Origin of the sequence: Streptomyces sp. NPDC093094, assembly GCF_044754345.1 — a bacterium.
GTDB lineage: Bacteria > Actinomycetota > Actinomycetes > Streptomycetales > Streptomycetaceae > Streptomyces.
Genome location: NZ_JBIVOX010000022.1, coordinates 12031 through 32239, shown reverse-complemented (window position 1 = coordinate 32239; position 20209 = coordinate 12031). Strand labels below are relative to the sequence as shown.

Sequence of the window (20209 nt, the reverse complement as noted above, 5' to 3'; positions counted from 1 at the left end):
TGCCGGACAGGCTGCGAGAGACGGGGGCGCCGGAGCAGCTCGACGCGCCGGCAGCACGCGCCGCCGCCCACGTGCCACTGGATCGCCCGGGGACGGTCGCCTGGCTGGTGTCCACTTTGCGGATCGTGGGGGCGCGCAGGCAGGTGGATGTCCTGGCCGCACGCGCCGCCGCCTGTGGCCCATCGGCATCATCGCGGTTCTGGCTGTTGGGTAGGCTCTCGGCCGCCTGCCCCGCAAACCCTTGTCCATGGTGGGCTCACGGAACGAGTGGGAGGGCGGGCGATTTTGGCCGGACAGATACTCGCGGGCCGTTATCACCTGGACCGGCTGCTGGGCCGAGGCGGAATGGGCGAGGTATGGGCGGCACGCGACCGCGTGATCCAGCGGCACGTGGCGATCAAGCTGCTGCAGCCATCCGCAGGAGCCGACGGAACCGACCTGTTCCTCCGCGAGGCCCGCACGGCCGGCGGCCTGAACCACCCCGGCGTGGTCACCATCTACGACTTCGGCCAGGATCCCGATGGATCCCTCTATCTCGTCATGGAACTGCTGCGGGGGCGGGATCTGTCCGCCGTCCTGCGCCACGAAGGTCTGCCGACCGTCTCGGACGCCGTCGACTGGGGCGTACAGACTGCTGATGCCCTGGCCGTCGCCCATGCGGCCGGCATCATCCACCGCGACCTCAAGCCCGCCAACCTCATGCTCACTCTCTCCGGCAACATCAAGATCCTCGACTTCGGCATCGCGCGGTACGCCTCCACCGTCACCCAGGCCAGCCGCATCATCGGCACCCCCCGCTACATGCCGCCCGAACGGCTCCTGGGAAAGGTCGGCGACGGCCGCGGCGACCTGTACTCACTGGGCTGTCTGCTGTACGAACTCCTGACCGGCTCAGCCCCGTTCGGTGATCTCGACACGGTCGGGCTGATGTACGCGCACCTGCATCGGTCCCCCGAACCTCCCAGCGTCCGAAGCCCCGGTGTCCCAGCAGCCTTCGACCGGCTCGTCCTGGACCTGCTCGCCAAGGACCCCGACGACCGCCCCGCCACCGCTGAGCAGGTCCGCAACCGCCTGCGTGAACTCGGCACCACAACCGCGGAACCGACAGCCGATCTCTCCGAGTCGTCACCCCCGCACGGCTTGCACGCCTCGCCACCGTCGCGGGCCGCACCAGCGCACTCACCACCGCCCACGGCTCGGACGGTACGCGCCCTCAGCCCCACAAAGCGCCTCCCGGGCGCTGTCGGTACCCCGTGGACCCGCAAGCTCGGCGAGGACTCGCTTTCCTCGCCGGTCCTCGCCGACGGCACTGTCCACATCGGAAACAGCCGCGGCCTGGTCCACGCATTGGACGCCGTCACCGGCACCGAGCGGTGGACCCGCAACACGCGCGGCCGCATCAGCTTCGACTCACCGCCCGTGGTCGTCGGCGGAACCGTCTACATCGGCAGCGACGACGGCCGGGTGCATGCCCTCGATGCCGCCACGGGCACCGAGCAATGGACCTACACCACCCACGATGACCGGTTCTCCTCGCCTGCGGTCGTCGGCGGAACCGTCTACATCGGCAGCGACGAGCGCAAGGTGTACGCCCTGGATGCCGTCACCGGCGCCGAGCAGTGGATCCAGACCACAGGTGGCAGCGTCCGCTCCTCACCCACGGTCGCCGACGGCATCGTCTTCCTCAGCAACAGCGACGGGCGCGTGTACGCCTTGGACGCCGCCACCGGTACCGAGCGGTGGAGCCATCGCGCCGACGCCTTCGAATCCTCCTCCCCTGCAGTCGCCGACGGAAGCGTCTACTTCGGCAGCGGTGACGGCCTCGTGTACGCCTTGGACGCCGCCACCGGCGCCATGCGGTGGACCCGTCCCGCCTACGCCTCCAGTTCTTCCTCACCCGCAGTCGCCGACGGAACGGTCTACGTCGGTGGCTCAGGGGACTGCCTTCTGTACGCCCTGGACGCCGCCACCGGCGCCATGCGGTGGACGGCTGCAGGTCTCGTCCGCTCCTGGGAGCCCGATGAGGACAACGATGACCTCGTCCACCTCGACGACGTCCTCTCCTCGCCCGTGGTCGTCGGGGGAACCGTCTACATCACCGGCAATGACGGCAACACGCTGCACGCCCTGGCTGCCACCACCGGCGCCGAGCAGTGGACCCACACCTCCGTCGACGGCGTCCTTGCCACACCCGCGGTCGCCGGCGGTACGGTCTACGTCACCAGCGAAGAGGGCAGGGTGTACACCCTGGACGCCGCCACCGGCGCCGGCCCGACCGCCTGACACGGCAATGTCCCCGGGCCGGAGGGAAGATTCGGCCCAGGGGTTCTCAGCGTCTACCAGGTGCTGCCGCCGGCAGGTACCTCGCCTCCGGCGACCATCCGGTCGTGCCACTTCATGTGGACGTCGTCGAAGCGTCGGCCGTTGCTGCGGGAGACATACACGTCGGCCGTGTCGCCTCGGGTGAAGGCGGCGATGTCGTCCTTGCCGTCCCCGTTGAAGTCGCCGACGCCCGGGATCTCGTCGAAGGCGGCGAAGTCGTTGTTCCACACTGCCGCGGTGCCGACGAACGACGAGCCGTTGCTCAGCGCCACGAACACATCGGCCTGGCCGCCCCTGGTGAAGGTGGCGATGTCGGCCTTGCGGTCGCCGTTGAAGTCGCCGACGGCCGGGATCTCGGAACCGAAGCAGAAGTCGCCGTGCCAGCGCTGCGGCGTCCCGAACCCGGTCGCGTTGCTCAGCGCCACCCACACGTCGCCCTTGCTGCCGCGCGTGGAGTCGTTGCCGCGGGTGAAGGTGATCGCGTCGGCGCGGCCGTCGCCGTTGACGTCGGCAAGGGCCGGGATCTCGTTGGACTTGGCGATTCCGTTTCCCCGGAACGTTGCGGCGCCGAAGGCCGTACCGTTGCTCAGTGCCACCCAGGCGTCGCCCGCGGAGCCGCGGGGGAAGGCGACGATGTCGTCCTTGCCGTCGCCGTCGACGTCGCCGACGGCCGGGATCTCGTCGCCGGGGGTGAACCAGTTGTGCCAGACCCGTCGGGGCGCGAACCCGGTTCCGGTGCTCAGCGCGACGCCGACGGTGCGCACGTTTCCGCGGGTGAAGACGGCGATGTCGTCCCGTCGGTCGCCGTTGAAGTCTCCCACCAGCGGGAAGTCGCTGGTGTCGGCCACCGATGACGCCCATTTCGTGGACGCGCCGAACGGTCCGGCACCGGACGGGTTGCTCAGCGCCACCCACGCCGAGTAGTTGTCGGGGCTGCCGGGTTTCACGACGCCGCGGACGAAGGCGGCGATGTCGTCCTTGCCGTCGCCGTCGAAGTCGCCGCTGCGGCTCATCCAGCCGTCGTCGGCCAGAGTGGGGACCTGTTCGATGATCCAGCGGGACAGGGGGCCCTCGCCGACCCGGGCGAATCCGCTGCCGGTGACCGCCAGCCCGCACGAGGTGTTGCTGAAGCTCGTGACCCCGATGAGCCTGGGAGTTCCCTGTACGAACGTGAGCAACGGCCCGCCGGAGTCGCCGCGGCAGATGCCGCTGCCCGCCCTGGCCACGCCGACGGTGAGCATCGTCTCGGCCCGGTAGAACGAGTAGGTGCTCCGAGCGGCTGCGTCGTCGGCGATGTCGAGTCCGCGGACCTGCAGGACGTCGGGGAAGCCGCCGGGCGAACCGGTCACCGCGCCGCCGACCCATGTGGTCGCGCCCCAGCCGAGTGCCGTGGCGCCGCTGCCGGGGAGCCAGGTGTTGCGGTTGTGCGTGGACGCCATGCGGACCGGGGTGATCGCCGACGGCGTCGACAGCTTGAGCAACGCGACATCGTAGTCGTGCGTGTTGTTCCAGGTGCGAATGTACTGGGGGTGGCGGACGATGCTCGTGACCCCGCGGACCTCACCGGCGGAGCTGGTGAGGCGGGTCCGCCCGATGACCACGCTGATCTGCTGGGGTGTCAGACCCTCGGTGCAGTGGGCGGCGGTGAGCACCCAGCCGCGTTCGATCAGCGATCCGCCGCAGAACTGGGTGTCGAGGGCGGTGCCCGGCTTGTCCGCGCGCGTCAGCGCGGCCATGAACGGAAACTCTCCTTCGGCGGCCGGTAAGCCGTTGAAGATCGCGTGGGCGGGCACGGCCGGGACCAGGAGGGCCGCCGCCGCGACCATGGCCGACGCCACCCGTCGCAGGATGGTGAGCATGAAGGATCCCTTCATCGGGTCGCAGGTGTATGAGGAACTCGTGCGCGCAGGAGGCGGACTCGCCGGGGGGCGCGCGGCCGCGCGTCCCCCGGGCTCGCGGATGCGGGCAGCAGTGGTCGGACAGGTTCTCGTCATGCGGCTTTCTCAGCCGGGCTCACCGCACTCGTACAGGGCCAGCGACCTGAGAACGGTGTCGGTACGGTTGTTCTGTGTGTCCGTGGCCGTGACCGACAACTGCAGTTGCTGCGTTTCGAGGAACCTGGGTCCGGTCCGGTGGGCCGGGACGTCGAAGCGGAAGGTGCCGCCGTCGGCGACCCCGTCGACGGTGAAGGGCGCGTCCGTGGGGTGCTGGACGGTGAGCTGCACGTTCCCGATGCCGGACGGGTCCGAGACCGCCGCCCACACACTGAACGTCGTCGGCGTACCGGTCGGGCCACAGGTCTGCATGAGCACACCGTTGTGGTCCACGACCTCTTGTCCGACCGCCTCGGTGCTGATGCCGGCCAGGCCGACCGTGGGGCCGACGAGATCCTGCGCCGACGTGTCGTCATGCGTGGTGGTCTCGTCGTCGTCCGTCGCCGTCGTCTCGTCCTCGTCCTCGTCCGTGGTGGTCCCGCGGTCGTCCGTGTGAGTGACGTCGTCGTCGTTCTCGTCACTCTCTGTGGAGCCGTCCTTCTTCTCGCCGGTCTTCGTGCTCTTGGTGCTCCTGCCGTCCGAGGCGTCGCTCTCGACGCCTTCCACGGTGTTGCCCGTTCCCGTTCCCGTGCCCGTGCTGTCGCCGCCGGTGTCGTCGTGCGCGGCACTGCCGTGGTTCGAGCCGCCGGTGCTCGCGGAGGAGCCGCCGTCGGAGGCCGGGCCCTGTGGAGTCGCCTCGGAGCCCGTGATCGTACGCACCCCCGGGATGCTGCTGATGTCGGGCAGCGAGACGTTCGCCCCGCTCCGGGCCGCGAGTGCGGAGGCCGACACCACCGCGGCGAGGCACGCCGTGAGGACCGTTCCGACACGCCGACGTGACCTCCGGTGAGGGTGCCGTACGGCCGCCCCTGCAGTCTCGCCCCGAAGAGCGGGGCGGAGTTCTCCGCCGTCGGCGAGGTCCTGCGGGGAATCGGGAGTCCGTGGCCGCCGCGGCTTCCGTGCCGTGCCTGCCTCGGTCCTCATGGCCGTCGCATCGCAGATGTTGCGGATCCGGTCGTACAGCTCCGGTGACGGGGCGATCACCACCCCGGGAACCCAGTGGCGGTCTTTCACCTTCTCCCGCTCTGTCCGACAGGACGCACACTCCTCGATGTGCGCCGTCCCGGCCGCCCGGCCCTCAGGGGTCAGCCGCGGACCCTCCTGACCGGGAGTCACGTCACATGCCTGCAGCAGCCCCTGGCACGGTTCGGCCTCACGCAGCATGTGCAGCAGGATCCGCGCCTCCCGTGCCTGCTGCCGTGCCCGGCGGGATGCCGGGTAGTAGTCCCTGTGCAGTTCCATGCCCAGTGCCCGCGCCTGCTCACGTGCCGCGCCGCCCATGGTCCTGTCGTCGACGGCCGCCGCCATGATGCGGCGTTCCGTCACGTCCAGTGCCTGCAGGAGGCAGATGAACGCCCGTTGCTCGTCCACCTGCTCGATTCCCTCGTCAGAGGCGGGCAGTGACTCCTCCACCTGGCCGCCGGAATCCGGCTTGCCGGCACGGATCCTGTCCACCGCCTTCCTGCGGACCACTTTCCTGAGCCAGGCACCCGCGCTGAGGATCGGCTCGTCGCCCCGGTACGCCGCCAGGGCGACGAACGCGTCGACGACGGCCTCCTCGGCGTCGTGCCAGTTGCCTCCCAGCCTGGGCAGCGCAACCTTGATCAGCGCATGCCAGTGGCGGTCCAGCAGCCGTCGGCCGGCTTCGTACTCCCCAGCGCAGTACCTCGCGACGAGTTCGCAGTCGTCGGTCGTCATCGCGCCTCACTCCTTCCGTTCGCTCGGCGAGGCAGTTCCCGCCCTTCGTCGTCGCCTTCGAGGAGAAGTCGTTGCGGCACCACCAAGATTGTTGGGAGGAGAGCCCGCGGGTCTCGGCGCACTGTTCGGCCGACCCCCTATTCTGGCGGGATTCCAGCAGGTCAGGCGGCGTATCCAAGGCCGGTGACGGCCAGTTCAGGATCCTTCCGGCCACCCGGGCGGACACTGTGAGCGCTCCACATGCGCATCATGTCCCGCGCCCCGTCGACATGACGGGGCCGGCGTCTACGCCCGGGTGGACTCCTGGGGCGATCCCCGGCACGAGGGGACGGCAGGAGGAGCGGCTCCGGCCCGCAGCCGGGATGCTGTCGGTGATCTTCAGTCGGCCGGAGTTCGGCAGAGCCGCTCGAACCGACTCCCGGGACGGGGCCCGCGTGGTGGTGAAGTGTCTGGCGGGAAGTGCCCGCTCAGTCCGATGGTGTTCGTGCCGGCAGTGGTCAGGACGTGCTGGACGCGAGTCCTGGCCGTGCCCCGGTGGCGGCAGTGCCGTGGTCCGTGGGCGTGGACGGTTTCGTAGGCCGTGGGTGTTCCGGCGCACAGGTTCGGGATCGCCACGGGCGGCACGGACAAGCTGCCGGACAGCCTGGGCCGCGGTCGTGGCGAGTGGAACAGGAACTGAGAGTGATCGTTCTGCCCAGACTGCCGAGCGACCTGCTCGACGAGGTGACCCCCGAACCGTGCGGCGCACCTGTCGCTCGACTTCGCCGGGCATGTGCCGGACGTCGAGCGGGACGAGGTCCCCGAGCCGGTCCTGGACGCGTGCCGGGAGTTCTTCGCGGCGGCCCATGAGGCGATCGACCTCGGCGAGGGCCACACCCCGGCTGTTCCAGGCCCGTGAGCGGCTCCGGGAGGCCGCCGCGCGATGGGAGGGCAACCGGTACGTGCTCGCCCGGGGTGCGGGGCTGGTGCTCGACGCCGCACGGGTCGGCACGTGGTGAAGCCGTCGGCCGGCAGGGAGCCGTCGGCCGGGAAGGTGATCCACCGTTCCCAGTCGGTGCCGCCCGTCACGGCCACGGTCTGCTCGATGTCGTCGCCCTCGGCCGGCACGGTGGTGACTTCCCTGGCCTCCGGGGCGCCGTGCTCGTCGAGGACGAGGGTCTTGGTGGTGTACGGCGAACCGACCGGCTTGAGGACCGAGGCGTACGCCTCTCCGGTGTCCGGGTCGGCGCGGCGCGGCGAGGCGAGGCGCGGCGCGGCGCGGCCACCGAGTGCACCAGGTGGTCGAGCCGTCCCCCGAACCGCTCGGCGAGGAGTTCGGCGACCTGCTCCTTCATCGTGTCGCTGAACGCGTCGCCGTTGAGGAAGACCATGTCCCGCCCGTGCTGCCGGGCGAGCCGGGCAGAGGCGGTCCGGGGCCCGGCCCTCCATCGACAGGGCTGCGACGGCCCGTTGCAGTCCGACGTCACCGTTCGGGTCCGTTTCCGCAGCGATCTCCGCGGCGGCGTCCTGCATGTCGCGGACGATCTCGTCCGGGGTGTCGTCGGCGTCCTCGCCGCCCGCCGGACTGCGCCTCAGGGGCTGAGCGGACCGCACGCCAGCCGGTACGCCTCCTGGATCCAGGGTTCTTCGGTGCGGGGGTCCACGCCGCAGGCCAGGGAGGTGCTCACATCGCCGAACCAGGTGGTCACACTGCCGTGGACGTCACGGCCGGGGCAGGTCACGGTGAAGCTCGCGTCGACGACCTGGACTCCCCCGGCCTCGACGAAGCGCCCCGCGTGCCCGAGGGAGTCGACCTCGACGGGGTGGCGCCGGCGATCGGCGGACTCCTCGCCCGGAGCGGCCAGCTGCTCGACGTCCCACCACTTGAGGTGCCTGGCGAGTGCGGCGAGCACCTGGCGCTCCGACACACGGTCGTCGCTCGTGCCGACCCGGGGCACTATGTTGCGCACGGGCCCCAGGTGAAACGTGATCCGGCCGTCGTCCTTGCGGACGTTCACGACCGGCGAGACCTCGGTGAGCCGCCGCTCCCGGTGCACCGAGGTCCACCGGACGGCCCCGTCCGCGCAGGACGGTGTGGATGCGGTGGCCTTCGTCTCGACCTCGGCCGTCTCCTTCGCCGTCGTCTCCTTCGCCGTCGTCTTCGCGGCCGCTGCCGTACAGGCCGCCGCCGACGGCACCACCGTGCACAGCAGCGCTGCCATCGCCCATCCATGACGTCGTGTCATCCTGCTGCGTGCCATTCGCTGTCGTTCCGCTCGTTCGAGTACGGGACCCGGCCGTTCGGGCAAGAGGGTCCAAGATCCGGGAGTCCGCGACTATAAGCCCTCTGACCAGCAGAGACAGAGTTCGTGATGCAGTCGTGACGGTGTGCGCGTACGCGGGAGGTCCGCTCGCCGGTGCACAGGTGCGCGTCGCGTGGTTCCTGCCGTCGGCGCGGGACGAGGACCTCCGCAGCCGGGTGATCGAGCTGACCCGTTCCCGGGCCCGGCTCGTCACAGAGCCACCCTGGTCCGTCCGGTCCCGCCGAGGATCCGGGCACGCGCCGGGGCGTGTTGGCTGCGTGTTGATCGTTCGTTGAAGGCCGAAGCGACGATCGGGTCATGCACAAGATGACGAAAGCACTTGTCACTGCGGCTTCCAGCGCCGCCCTGATCCTTGGCCTGGCAGGCTCTGCCGGCGCCAACGGCAACGTCAAGTGGGAGAGCGACACCAATCACCTCTGCCTGGCCCACACCCCCGACTTCTGGGGCCATCCCTACGAGGTCGCCATGCGCAGCTGCGGCAGCAACGGCCAGGCCCAGAACGGCTGGTACGAGGAGCTGCAGAGTGACGGTACATGGCTGTTCAGGGCCGACAACGACCGCAGCTACTGCCTGACCGCCTACAGCGACCACGACGTCTACATGGAGAAGTGCTCCGGCAACGACTGGCAGCGCTGGTACGAGAACAAGTACGACAACGGCTGGCGGCTCGGCCACAAGGCCACCAACTGGTTCCTGGAGGACGACGACAACGGCACGGGCATCCAGGTGAGGCCCTGGGACGGGGCAAGCGACCAGCTCTGGCACTGACCTCGGTCCGAGCGGTCCCGCACCGGCCGGCACGGAGCAGGACGGTGCGGGACCGCTTCACGTCACGAGGCCGGCGCACAGCGCCGTGCCCGGCTGCGGGCCACCGGTCAACATCCCTGGCCACGGACCGGCCACGCAGGCCGCGGCGCCGGGCAGCCCCTCTTTCTCCCCCTCCCCCGACGCTGCGGGAGCCGGGTCACCCCTCCCCGGCTCCCGCGGCCTCTCCTCCGGCTCCCGCGGCTCCGTGACGCCGACGGACACTGCGACACGCCGACTTCGGACCCATGACCCGCATCGCCCCGGCCGCGACTACGATGCGCTCGCGCGGATCCCGTCTCCGCGCGTTCGACCGGGGGATGAAAATGCGCTTTGCGCTGCTGGGGCCGCTGGCCGTCGGCGACGGCCAGGACAACGACCTCACGCCGCCTTCTCCGAAGCCGAAGGTGCTGCTGGCGGCGCTCCTGCTCTCGCCCAACCGCGTGATCTCCATGGACCGGCTCGCGGACACCGTCTGGGACGGGCGCCCGCCGGCCAGCGCCAGAGCCTCCCTGCACAACCATGTGACAAGGCTTCGGCGTTGCCTCAAGGACGCGTCGCGGGTGCGGAGCCGGGACGGCGGACTCGTCCTGCAGGTGGAGGCGGATGAGCTCGATGCCGACCGTTTCCTGCGGGCCCTCGACGAGGCGCAGCACGCCCGCGACGCCGAGGACTGGGCGCAGGTCGGACGGACGACGGAGGCGGCACTGGCGCTCTGGCGCGGCACGCCCCTCGCGGAGTTCCCCGCGCTCGCCGCCCGAGCGGCCTCGGAGGTCGCCCGGTGGCAGGAGGCACGGCTGCAGTGCCTGGAGCTCTGGTTCGACGCGGGCGCCCGTCTGGGCCGGCACACCGAGCAGCTCCCCGAACTCCGCAGGCTCACCAGCGAGTTCCCCTTCCGGGAGTCGTTCCACTCCCACCTCCTCCTCGCCCTGCACCGGACCGGCCGGAGAGCCGAGGCGCTGGAGGCGTATCACGCGCTGCGGCGCACACTCGCCGACTCCCTGGGCATCGAACCGGGACCGGGTGTCCGGTCCGCGTTCCAGCATGTGCTGGAGAACGCCGCGCCCGGCGCTCCCGGCGCCCCCGCCGGGGGTGGCGCACCGTCCTCCTCTCCTCCCGCCGCGTCCGGCGCACCGTCCTCCTCTCCTCCCGCCGCGTCCGGCGCACCGTCGTCCCCTCCTCCCGCCGTGCCCGTGACGCTGCCCCGTGACCCGGTGGGCTTCGCCGGCCGCGACTCCCTGCTGCACGGCCTGCTGACGGAACTGAAGGAGGACGGCGATCGCGCGGTGCCCGAGGTGCGGGTCCATGCCATCGACGGCATGCCGGGCGTCGGCAAGACCGCCTTCGCCCTGCGCATCGCCCACCAGGTGCGCGCCGACTACCCGGACGGGCAGATCTTCCTCCCCCTGCACGCGCACACCGCCGGCACCTCGCCCGTCGCTCCCGAGGACGCCCTCGCCGAACTGCTCCTCGCGGCGGGAGAGAACCCGCAGCGCATACCGGCCGGACTCGACGCCCGTGCCGGGGCGTGGCGCAGCCGGGTCGCGGGCCGCCGGATGCTCGTGGTCCTCGACGACGCCGCGAGCTCCGACCAGGTCGAGGCCCTGCTGCCCGGTACTCCGGGGTGTCTGGTCCTGGTGACCAGCAGACGCCGGCTGGAAGCCCTGACCGGTGCTCGGCCCCTCACCCTGGACATCCTGTCCGAGGACGAGGCGGTCCGCCTTCTCCTCGCGCGTTCGGGCCGCCGGGACATCACGAGCCATGACCCCGCCCTCGTCCGGCTGGCCGGGATGTGCGGACATCTTCCGCTGGCTCTCCACCTGGTCGCCGCGCGTCTGCGCCACCGGCCGCAGTGGACGCCCGCCGACCTCGCCGAGGATCTCGCGTCGGCGGCGAGCCGGCCGGCGGCGCTGGCCGCCGAGAACGTGTCGGTGGCCGCCGCGTTCGACCTGTCCTGCCGCTCCCTCTCCGAGGCGGCCCGTACGCTGCTGCGCCTGGTGGGCCTGTTGCCGGGCACCGACCTCGATCCCTTCGCGGCCGCCGCGCTGTACGGCTGCGACCTCGCCACCGCGCGAAGGCTCCTGGACGAGCTGTGTGACCAGCACCTGCTCGACGAGCCGTCCCCGAGAAGGTTCCAGACGCACGATCTCGTGCGCGAGTACGCCCAGGCCCTGAGCCGGGACGGCGATCCGGCCGCGGGCGACGCGGCTGTGCGGCGCCTGCTGGCCCACTATCTGCACACGGCCATGGAGGCGAGCCGGCACCTCGCCCGCCACCGGGCGGCCCCTCCGGCCCTGACGCTCGCACGCCCCGCGTCACTGCCGGCGTTCGCGGACGAGTACGAGGCCACCGCCTGGCTGAACACCGAACACGCCAATCTGCGTGCCGCCGTCGCCCACGCCTCCCGGCACGGCATGGACGAGGTGACGGTGTACCTTCCGACGGCCCTGCACGACTTCCTGCGCAGCAGCGGTCACTGGGACGAGGCCCAGGCCCTGCACCGGGTCGCGCGAACGGCGGCCCGCAACGCCGGTGACCGGCTCGGGGAGGCCGTCTCCCTGCACCACCTCTCTCTCGTCGACGCGCTCAAGGGGCGGTACGAGCGGGCGGAGGCAGGGCTGCGTGAGGCCCTCGGCCTGATACGACCGCTGAAGGACCCCGCGCGCGAGGGCCTGATCCTGGAGGGGCTCGGCCGCGTGCTCCGGCTCACGGGCCGGTACGAGGAGTCGATCACCACCCTGACGGAGGCGCTGCGGCGTCTCGGGGACTCCTCCGACCGTCTCGGCGAGGCGAGCGCGCGCATAGAGCTCGGGCACGTCCTGCAGCTGACCGGCCGTTTCGCGGAAGCCGCGGCGGCTCTCGGCGAGACTCTGGCCGTGCTGCGCGGGTCCGGGGACAGACGCGGTCTGGCGAACGCCCTCACCACGCTCGCGGACGTCTACCGGTCGCTGGGGCGCTACGCCGACTCCGTGGAGCATCATCGGCAGGCTCTCGGTCTTTTCCGCGGGCTGGGCAACCGGCTCGGTGAGGCGAACGTGCTCGCCGACCTCGGGGACGTCCTCAGACTCACCGGCGCCCACGGGCAGGCGGCAGAGGTTCTGACCGATGCAGTACGCAAGTACCACGAGCTGGGCAGCCGGCTCGGCACGGCGCACGCGTTGACCTATCTGAGCCGCGTACAACTGCGCTGCGGCGAGGTCGGGGAGGCGAAGCGGAACCTGGAACGGGCCCTCGCGATCTGCGACGAACTGAACAGTGCGATGGGGCAGGCGTACAGCCGGCTGCATCTGGCCGAGGCCGCTCACCGGCAGGGCGACCACGGCAGGGCGGAGAAGGCCGCCGAGGACTGCGTCGTCCGGTTCCGGGACCTCGGTGACCTCGGCGGAGAGGTGGCCGCGACACATCTGCGCGCCTGTGCGCTCCGGGCCGCCGGCCTCCCGGAGCAGGCGCTCACCCACCACCGGGAGGCTCTCACCCTGGCGAGGCGGATCCAGGCGCCGTACGAGGAGATGCTCGCCCTCACAGGGGTCGCGGACTGTCTCACCGACCTCGGCGCCGTCGACGAGGGCCTCCCCCACCTGCGCGCCGCCCTCGCGACGGCCGAACGTCTCCAGGTCCCGGAAGCCCACGAACTGCGCCGGCGTGTCGCCACGGACCGCAGGGGCACGGCCCGGGCCGGGGTCCCCTGCACGGCGCCCGCGGACGAGCAGTCGTTCCCGGCCCTCGGCAAGGCGATCGGCCCCTGACATCGCCCTGTGGCTGGTACGGCGGCGTCCGCGGAACCGCCCTACGGACAAGGCTGTTCACCCGCCGGCCGAGGGGCAGCCGGCGTACCGCTCGTCCGCTCGGAACGGCGCTCGCTCCCTCTGGCTTCGCACGGGGCCAACTCCCGCCGGGGGAAAAGGAATTCCGCGACAGGTGCACAACCTTGCGCACGGCTCGTGAGTCGACTGGGGCGGATGTCACGCCCGAGTCGAAGGAATCCCGTTGCGCAGATCCGTCATGGCGGCCGCCGTCGTGCTCACCGCCCTCGGCCTCACCCCCGTCACCCCCTCGGTGGCCGCCGCCCCGTACAAGGGCGCCAACACCGCGTCCGTCCAGGACGACTTCAACGGTGACGGCTACCGCGACCTCGCCGTCGGCGCCCCGCACGCCGCGAACGGCACCGCGGAAGGGGCCGGTGCGGTGGTCGTGCTGTACGGGTCGAAGTCCTCGGTGAGCACCGCCCGCCGTCAGGTCGTGTCCCAGAACACGGCCGGAGTCCCCGGCACCGGCGAGGAGGGGGACGAGTTCGGCGCGGCGGTCTCCAGCGCCGACCTCGACCGCGACGGGTACGCCGACCTGATCGTCGGGGCGCCCGGCGAGGACGTCGGCTCCCTTCAGAGCCGCGGCGCCGTGACCGTGCTCTGGGGCGGCGCGCGCGGCCTGGGCGGGGCCGCGCCGGTCGCGCTGCCGGCCGGTTACGGCGAGGGACGGACCTTCTGCCGGTTCGGGGCGTCCCTGGCCACCGGCGACATGAACGGTGACGGCGCCCACGAGCTGTCCGTGGGCTCCCTGTGCGACGTCGCCTCGTACACCGGTCCTTTCACGCGCGCAGGTGTCGCCGCCGACCGCTACAGGGAGAACCGTGTGGGCGACGTCCCCGCGGTCGTCATGGGCGACGTGAACGGCGACGGCCGCGCCGAGCGCTTCTGGCTGACCCGTGCCGGCGCGGAGCGGCGCGGGACGGTGTGGCTCGACCTGCGCGGTACCAAGCCGCGCGGCGCGTACATGGACAACTGGCCCCTCGAACTGCCTCACGCCGACGGCTCCACCGGCCGGATCGGTGACGTGAACGGCGACGGATACGGCGACCTCGTCACCGGCATCCCGTCCGACGCCGCCCTGGGCGGCGGAGCCCGCAAGGGCGGCGAGATCCAGGTCCTCTACGGCAGCGCCCAGGGCATCACCACCGCGCAGAAGCCGAAGGTGTTCCACCAGGACACCGCGGGCGTCCCCGGCACGGCACAGAACGGCGACGGCTTCGGCTACGCGCTGAGCGTGGGTGACGCCGACGGCGACCGGTACGCCGACATCGTGATCGGCACCCCCTTCAAGAAGATCGGCACGGGCACCTGGGCGGGCGCGGCCGTTCTGCTGCGCGGCTCCGCAGGCGGCCTGACCACGGCCGGGGCCGGCTTCTACAGCCAGAACACGGCCGGTGTCCCGGACACCGCCGAGACCTACGACTTCTTCGGCTCCGCCGTCCACCTCGCCGACCTCACCGGGGACCGCCGGGCCGAGACCGTCGTCGGCGTGCCCGGCGAGAACACCGACGGCGCCCTGTGGACCGCCCGCGGCGCAGGCACCGGCCCCGTCCGCACCGGCTCGGCACACATCACGGGCAAGAGCGCCGGTGTCACCGTCCGCGGCCTCGACGCCGAGTTCGGCGCCGCGCTCCCGAGCGTCCACGAGGCCAGGTGACCCGAACGCGGACCTGACCGGCGCCACGGACGTCACGCTGCGCCTCGCCCAGGACCCCGAAGGCTCCGTACAGCGCGTGAGGGCCCGTAGAGGATCGCTGTGGCGCCGGTCGCCGCGTTCTTGCGCGGCTCGGGCCGCGTGTCCGCGCCGCGGCGACCGGTCCGGCGGCAGGAGCGGCGCCCGCGCGGAGCCGGAAGCGTGCCCGGCCGGCTCCGCTGCCGGCCGCGCCGACGTCCCCGGCAGGAGGGTGCCCCCTGTCCGGACCTCGGAGAGCCGCGGTCGTACGGGACGGACGCAGGCACCGGTCAGGGCGCCGGCAGGCACTGGGCCGGATGTCCCGCAGGCTGGTGCGGACGGGGGCGTCACGGACGGCCGTCATGGGCACGGCCAGGATCACGCCCGTCGGGTGCACCGGTGCCGGGGCCGGCGACCGCAGGCGGCCGGGCCGCCTGCCCCGACCGGGGGACATGGCCGCTTCCCTCGTTTCGAGGCCGTCCCGGGCGGCTGCAGCGTGTGACGATCAGTGGATGGTGAGCAAGGATCCGGCCGGCGGCGGGGCGGACATCGATGCGGTGCTGCAGACGGCGCTGCAGCGTCTGGCTCTGCTGGCCGAGGCGACCGACGCGCTCTCCAGCACCCTGGACGGCGCGTTGGCACTGCGGCGGTTGTGCCAGGTGCTGCTGCCGCAGCTGGGTGACTGGTGCGCGGCGGACCTGCTGGACGAGCACGGGCATCCCCACCGGGTGGTCGTGGCGCACTGGGACCGGCTGCCCACCGCGCATCTGGAAGGGCCGCTCCCGGCGGTGCCGGAGGACTCCCCCGATCCGCTGGCGCGGGTGCTGCGCGGTGCCGGGCCGCTGCTGGTCGATCCGTCCGCCGCCGCGGCGGCGGACGACCCGAGCGACCTGCATGCCGCTCAGCGCGCCTTGTTCTCCCAGCTGAACGCGCATTCGGTGGTGATCGCGCCGCTGCGCGCCAGACGGCAGGTCCTCGGCGCGCTGACGCTGGCCCGCAGCGGGGAAGCCTTCGCGCTGACCGAGAACGACCTGGCCCTGGTGGAGGACGTGGCGCACCGCACCGCTCTGGCCGTGGACAACAGCCGCCTGTACACCTCGGTGCAGAGCACCGCCGAGCAGCTGCAGCGCGCTCTGCTGCCGGCCCTGCCCCGCCTGGGGCCGCTGGAGGTCGCCGCCCGCTACACGCCCGCCCGCGCCGTGGCGGAGGTGGGCGGAGACTGGTACGACTGCTTCCGTCTCCCCGACGGTTCCACGGCGCTGATCATCGGAGACGTCACCGGCCACGACCTGCCCGCCGCCGTCACCATGGGCCAGCTGCGCAACATGCTCCGCGCGCTCGTCTGCGACCGGCTGGAGCCACCGGGCGACATCCTGCGCCGCCTGGACACCATCGCGCACACCCTCTACGGCGGCCACACCGCCACCTGCATCAACGCCCGCCTCGACACCGGTGCGGACAGCGGCTGGCACCTGCACTTCGCCAACGCCGGACACCCGCCGCCCCTGCTGGTCACCCATGACGGCGACACCCTCTACCTGACCACCGGCCACAGCATCCTGCTCGGCATCGAGCCCGACGCGCCCCGCCCCAGCAGCAGCCACGCCCTCCCGCCGGCCTCCACACTCCTGCTCTACACCGACGGCCTGATCGAACGCCCCGGCGAGGACATCGACCGCGGGCTCAGCCGGCTGCGCCAGCACGCCGCCGCTCTGACACGTGAACCGCTCCACGTCTTCTGCGACGAACTCCTCTCCGGCTGCGCCCACGGCAGCAACGACGACATCGCCCTCCTCGCCGTCCGCCTCCCCCACCCGCCGTGAACAGGCCGACGGGGTCCTGACCGTGCCGCGCGCCGGGGGCCGGTGTCGTCGTCCCGGGCCGGAGGACCGGCATCGGGCCTGCTCCACCTCGATGCCGAGATCCTGGACGAGTTCCTCCAGGCCGCCCGTGCAGCCCTTGCCGCCCAGGACGAAGTCCCGGTCCCCGTTCGGCCTTCGGCGGAAGGAGCCGAGCACCAGGGCTGTTTCACCCGGCCGGCCGTCAAAGACCTCCAGTCGTCCGAGCTCGGCCGGCCGCGGGTCGAGCAGGCGGATGCAGGCATCCGTGAAACCCGAGAGGCCGGCGTCCGGGTCGGCCTCCGGGTCGACGGCGGCCACGAGCACGAACCGGTCGGCCTCATCGGGCAGCCAGTCGATAGAGACGCAGATCGCGGCCTTGTCGGGTGCGGCGGCGGGAAGAGCGCGCACCGAGCCGTCCGGCGTCCGGGGGTTGCTGAAGAAGACGAAGTGGTCGTCGCCGAGGACACGGTTGCCACGGCAGACGAGGGCGCACACGTCCAGGGCGACGCTTCCGGTCCACGCCATGCCCAGGACGTCTCCGTCCCTTCCTCGGCTACAGGTCGAGGACCGCGCGCAGCGCGTTGTCGACCTGTTCCTGCTGCTCGGGGCCGATGTTGCCGTGCCGTGTCGCGGTCTCGAACCGGGCCGCCGCGAGCTGCAGGAGGTTCACGGCGACCACGGACGCGTCGACCGGCGAGGTCAGACGTACGCTCATCGCCGTGTCGGGATGGTGTGCCGGGGCGTGCAGGACCAGGGCGACCACGGCGCCGTACGCCTCGGCGAGGCCGTCGAGGCTGACGACGAGGACGGTACGCGTGCCCTTGCCGGTGTCGACGTCCCAGACGTCGCCCTTGCGGACAGTCACAGGGCGTCGCCCTCGCCGGACAGGTCGAGGGGCTCGATGGATGCCAGCTTGCGGGCGGCATCGAGCGTCATCTGACGTCGCACGGCCCGCAGAATGTATTCGTTCAGTGACGGAGAGTCGGCGGCCGCGTCGCGCAGTTGCTTGTCCATCGCGTCGGGGACACGCAAAGTGATGGCAGTCATGCCACCAAATCTAGTGGCACGACTGCCGTCACACCAGCTTCCGTCGCAGATCCGCGCCGGGAAGGCGAAGGGCCCGGAGGTCCGTGCACCTCCGGGCCCTTCGCCTGCGGCCGGTACCGGGCGGCCGGTGCCGCCCGTGGGTCAGAGCCAGGTGTCCCAGATGCCGTACGCGTTCTCCCACATGACCTTCTCCGCGCCCGTGCCGTCGCTGTAGACGGCGCGGTAGTAGTAGATGCCGAGGCGGTCCTCGTGGACGGACTGGTCCAGGTAGGACTTCGGGTCCGTGGTGCTGCCCGTGGTGAGGGTGGTCCAGGACCGGGCGGCCGGGTCCCAGCGTTCCAGGCGGTAGTCGGTCCAGTTGTCGCACGGCGGGTCGTAGACGGTCTGGCCGCAGCGGACGTACAGGTCCGGGTACTGGTCCGTGGTGATGCGGGTGCCCGTCCAGCCCGGCGGGCGGGTGTCGGGGAGGGTGACCTTGATGTCGGCGGTGTGGAAGGTCTCCGGGCCCTCGTCGAGGTACACGCGGTCGGTGGCGGCCACGCGGTAGACGTGCTCACGTCCGTCCGGCACGGTCGCGCAGAGGATCTCGGTCTCGGCGAGGGAGTCGCCGCTCACGCAGCCGCGCTTCCACACCGTCTCGCCCGTCTCCGGGTCGGTGGTGCCCTGCCAGACGTAGTAGCCGATCACGTCGTCGTCGGCCGGCGGGTTCCAGGTGAGCCGGACGCCCATCGGGACGACCTCGGCCTTCAGGTCGGCGACCGGGGCGGGGCGCACGGTGTCGCCCATGGCCGCGGTGACCGGGGCGCTCGCCGCGGAGCGGTGTCCGTAGCGGTCGACGGCGACGATCCGGTACTCGTACGTGGTCTCCGAGGCGCCCGAGCCCTCCACACAGTGGGCGTACACGACCGGGTTGGGCCAGGTGACGTAGGCCGGGTCGTGGCTGTCGCTCGCGGGGACGGTGTGCAGCGCGGGCGGCTGCGGGCCGGTGCCGCCGTCCGTCGGCGAGCACTGGGTGAGCGTCGTGCTCTGCCCGGTCGCCGGGTCGGTGCGCACGATCTCGTAGACCGGCAGATGCCCGTCGTCCACGGTCCACGGGTCGGTGCTGCGCCAGGACAGCGCGACGGAGTCGCCCCAGCGGCCGGCGGTGACCTGGTAGGGCGCGATGGCCTGCGGGCGGTCCGCCATCCGCAGGACGACCTCGGTGGGCGCGGAGGCGTTGCCGACGGCGTCGAAGGCGCGTACGGCGTAGCGGTACTCGTCGGCGAGTGCCGTCTGCTGGCGGGGCACCACGTCGGTCGCGGTCGTGGCGGCGGTGTCGCCGAACGCCTTGAGCCAGCCGCCGGTGGCCGGGTCGAGCTGGAGCACCTCGTGGCGGACCGCGTCCGGGTCGGCGTTCCACAGCAGGTGCGGGACGCCGCCGCGGTACTCGACGCGGGCGGCGGGGGCGGCCGGAGGGATGCCGTCGGTGACCCTGAGGGTGGCGGCGGCGGAGTACGCCGACCAGTTGCCGGCCGCGTCCCGGGCGCGTCCGCGGTAGGTGGCCTTCGTGCCGTCGGCGGGGCGGCCGCGGTCGCAGAAGGCGCCCTTGGTCCCGGTGTACACGTCGGCCCACAGGCCGGTCGCCGGGTCCAGGCGCTGCGCCTGGTACTGGGCTGTGTCGGCGGCGTTGGCTGCCGTGGTGACCAGCTCGGGTCCGGCGACCTTCGCGTCGTCCGGGCAGATGTCCATCTCCGGCCAGGGCGCGGCGGGCGGCGTCCGGTCGACGGTGGTGACGGCCACGTCGGCGCTGCCGTACGACTCGTTGCCCGCCTTGTCGTAGGCGCGGACCTCGTACGCGAATGCCTGTCCGGTGGCGGGCGGCGTGTCGGTGTAGGAGGTGCCCGTGGTGGCGGCCAGCCGGGTCCAGCCGCCGCTGCCGAGCCGGCGGTAGACGCGGTAGCCGGCGAGGTCCATCTCCTTGTTCCGCGCCCAGGTCAGCGTGGTCCTGCGGCTGGTCCGGTCGTACGCGGCTGAGGGGCCGGCCGGCGCGAGCGGCCTGACCCTGTCGACGGTGGCCGTGGTCCGCGGCAGGTACGTGAACCGGACGTCGGCGTTGCCGGTCCAGTTGACGTAGTCGATGCGCAGGGTGTGCCTGCCGCCGGGGACGGTGAGGTTGACCGTCCGGGTCGCGGTGGAGGAGGTGTTCTTCCACAGGTCGATCTTGAGCGTGCCGTCGACGCGGACGCGGACGCCGTCCTGGGCGGCGACGGTGAGGGCGAAGGGGCCGCCGGAGCCGAAGTCGCGTGTCACCGTCCAGCGGACGCCGAAGGAGTTTGCGGGCAGGCCCGCGGCGGGGGCACCCGCGCCCCAGTTCTCGCTGATCGCGCTGTCGCAGTCGGTCTTCCTCGGGGTGCCGGAGAAGGTGGTGTTCGCGAAGAACTGGCGCTGGTAGACGGGGGAGGTGCAGTTCACGGCCGCCGAGGCGGGGGTGGGGGCCGCGGCGAGAAGACCGCCGGCTGTGGCGAGCACGACGGCGGTCGCCGTCACGTTCTTCCGGCCGGCGGTGGTGGGCTTCACTGGTGTCAGGCTCCGTTCGGTGCGGTCGCCGCGGAGAGGGCGGGCGGCGGTCTTCGGGCCGTCCGCG

General features: G+C 72.1%; 12 protein-coding genes and 2 pseudogenes. 6 read left to right on the top strand and 8 right to left on the bottom strand.

What is annotated here, in order from left to right; translation table 11 throughout:
- Positions 1-285 precede the first annotated feature (285 nt).
- Positions 286-2283 carry a PQQ-binding-like beta-propeller repeat protein gene (locus ACIQGV_RS33385; RefSeq protein ID WP_402501464.1) on the top strand — a complete coding sequence of 666 codons (1998 nt, stop codon included), beginning with the start codon at positions 286-288 and terminating at the stop codon, positions 2281-2283.
- 53 nt (positions 2284-2336) lie between these two features.
- Here ACIQGV_RS33385 and ACIQGV_RS33380 read toward each other — a convergent pair whose 3' ends face one another.
- Together ACIQGV_RS33380 and ACIQGV_RS33375 are read right to left on the bottom strand one after the other, a co-directional pair.
- Positions 2337-4181, bottom strand: a complete 1845-nt coding sequence (locus ACIQGV_RS33380; protein WP_402501461.1) for a trypsin-like serine protease — start codon at positions 4179-4181, stop codon at positions 2337-2339.
- A gap of 144 nt (positions 4182-4325) precedes the next feature.
- On the bottom strand, positions 4326-6113 hold the full coding sequence (locus tag ACIQGV_RS33375) for an RNA polymerase sigma factor (protein ID WP_402501457.1): 1788 nt from the start codon (positions 6111-6113) through the stop codon (positions 4326-4328).
- Between the two features lie 772 nt (positions 6114-6885).
- Between ACIQGV_RS33375 and ACIQGV_RS33370 the strand changes: the two genes are divergently transcribed.
- Positions 6886-7011 carry a hypothetical protein gene (locus tag ACIQGV_RS33370; protein ID WP_402501694.1) on the top strand — a complete coding sequence of 42 codons (126 nt, stop codon included), beginning with the start codon at positions 6886-6888 and terminating at the stop codon, positions 7009-7011.
- A gap of 92 nt (positions 7012-7103) precedes the next feature.
- Here ACIQGV_RS33370 and ACIQGV_RS33365 read toward each other — a convergent pair.
- Together ACIQGV_RS33365 and ACIQGV_RS33360 are read right to left on the bottom strand one after the other, a co-directional pair.
- Positions 7104-7519: pseudogene (locus ACIQGV_RS33365) on the bottom strand (enoyl-[acyl-carrier-protein] reductase FabV); the annotation flags it as partial.
- Positions 7520-7684: 165 nt separating this feature from the next.
- Complete coding sequence (locus tag ACIQGV_RS33360) at positions 7685-8314, bottom strand: hypothetical protein (RefSeq protein ID WP_402501454.1); 630 nt, start codon at positions 8312-8314, stop codon at positions 7685-7687.
- Between the two features lie 399 nt (positions 8315-8713).
- On the opposite strand from ACIQGV_RS33360, the gene ACIQGV_RS33355 reads away from it, so the two are divergent.
- The 4 genes from ACIQGV_RS33355 (at position 8714) to ACIQGV_RS33340 (ending at position 16521) form a co-directional block, all read left to right on the top strand.
- Positions 8714-9184 (top strand): hypothetical protein, encoded by a 471-nt coding sequence (locus ACIQGV_RS33355; RefSeq protein ID WP_402501451.1) that lies wholly within the window; start codon positions 8714-8716, stop codon positions 9182-9184.
- A 356-nt stretch (positions 9185-9540) separates the two neighbouring features.
- Positions 9541-12966, top strand: a complete 3426-nt coding sequence (locus ACIQGV_RS33350; RefSeq protein ID WP_402501448.1) for an AfsR/SARP family transcriptional regulator — start codon at positions 9541-9543, stop codon at positions 12964-12966.
- Positions 12967-13207: 241 nt separating this feature from the next.
- Entirely contained in the window at positions 13208-14683 is a 1476-nt protein-coding gene (locus tag ACIQGV_RS33345) for a hypothetical protein (protein WP_402501445.1), read from the top strand.
- Between the two features lie 527 nt (positions 14684-15210).
- A complete protein-coding gene (locus tag ACIQGV_RS33340; RefSeq protein ID WP_402501442.1) occupies positions 15211-16521 on the top strand; it encodes a PP2C family protein-serine/threonine phosphatase in 1311 nt (436 codons plus the stop codon).
- Between the two features lie 81 nt (positions 16522-16602).
- Here ACIQGV_RS33340 and ACIQGV_RS33335 read toward each other — a convergent pair.
- The 4 genes and pseudogenes from ACIQGV_RS33335 to ACIQGV_RS33320 all read right to left on the bottom strand — a co-directional run.
- Positions 16603-17082 (bottom strand): annotated as a pseudogene (locus ACIQGV_RS33335) (TerD family protein); the annotation flags it as partial.
- Between the two features lie 10 nt (positions 17083-17092).
- Positions 17093-17404, bottom strand: a complete 312-nt coding sequence (locus ACIQGV_RS33330; RefSeq protein ID WP_402501439.1) for a type II toxin-antitoxin system PemK/MazF family toxin — start codon at positions 17402-17404, stop codon at positions 17093-17095.
- A complete protein-coding gene (locus ACIQGV_RS33325) occupies positions 17401-17586 on the bottom strand; it encodes a hypothetical protein (protein ID WP_402501436.1) in 186 nt (61 codons plus the stop codon). Before ACIQGV_RS33325 ends, ACIQGV_RS33330 begins: the two co-directional genes overlap by 4 nt.
- A 141-nt stretch (positions 17587-17727) precedes the next feature.
- Positions 17728-20142 (bottom strand): PA14 domain-containing protein, encoded by a 2415-nt coding sequence (locus ACIQGV_RS33320; protein WP_402501433.1) that lies wholly within the window; start codon positions 20140-20142, stop codon positions 17728-17730.
- Between the last annotated feature and the right edge of the window lie 67 nt (positions 20143-20209).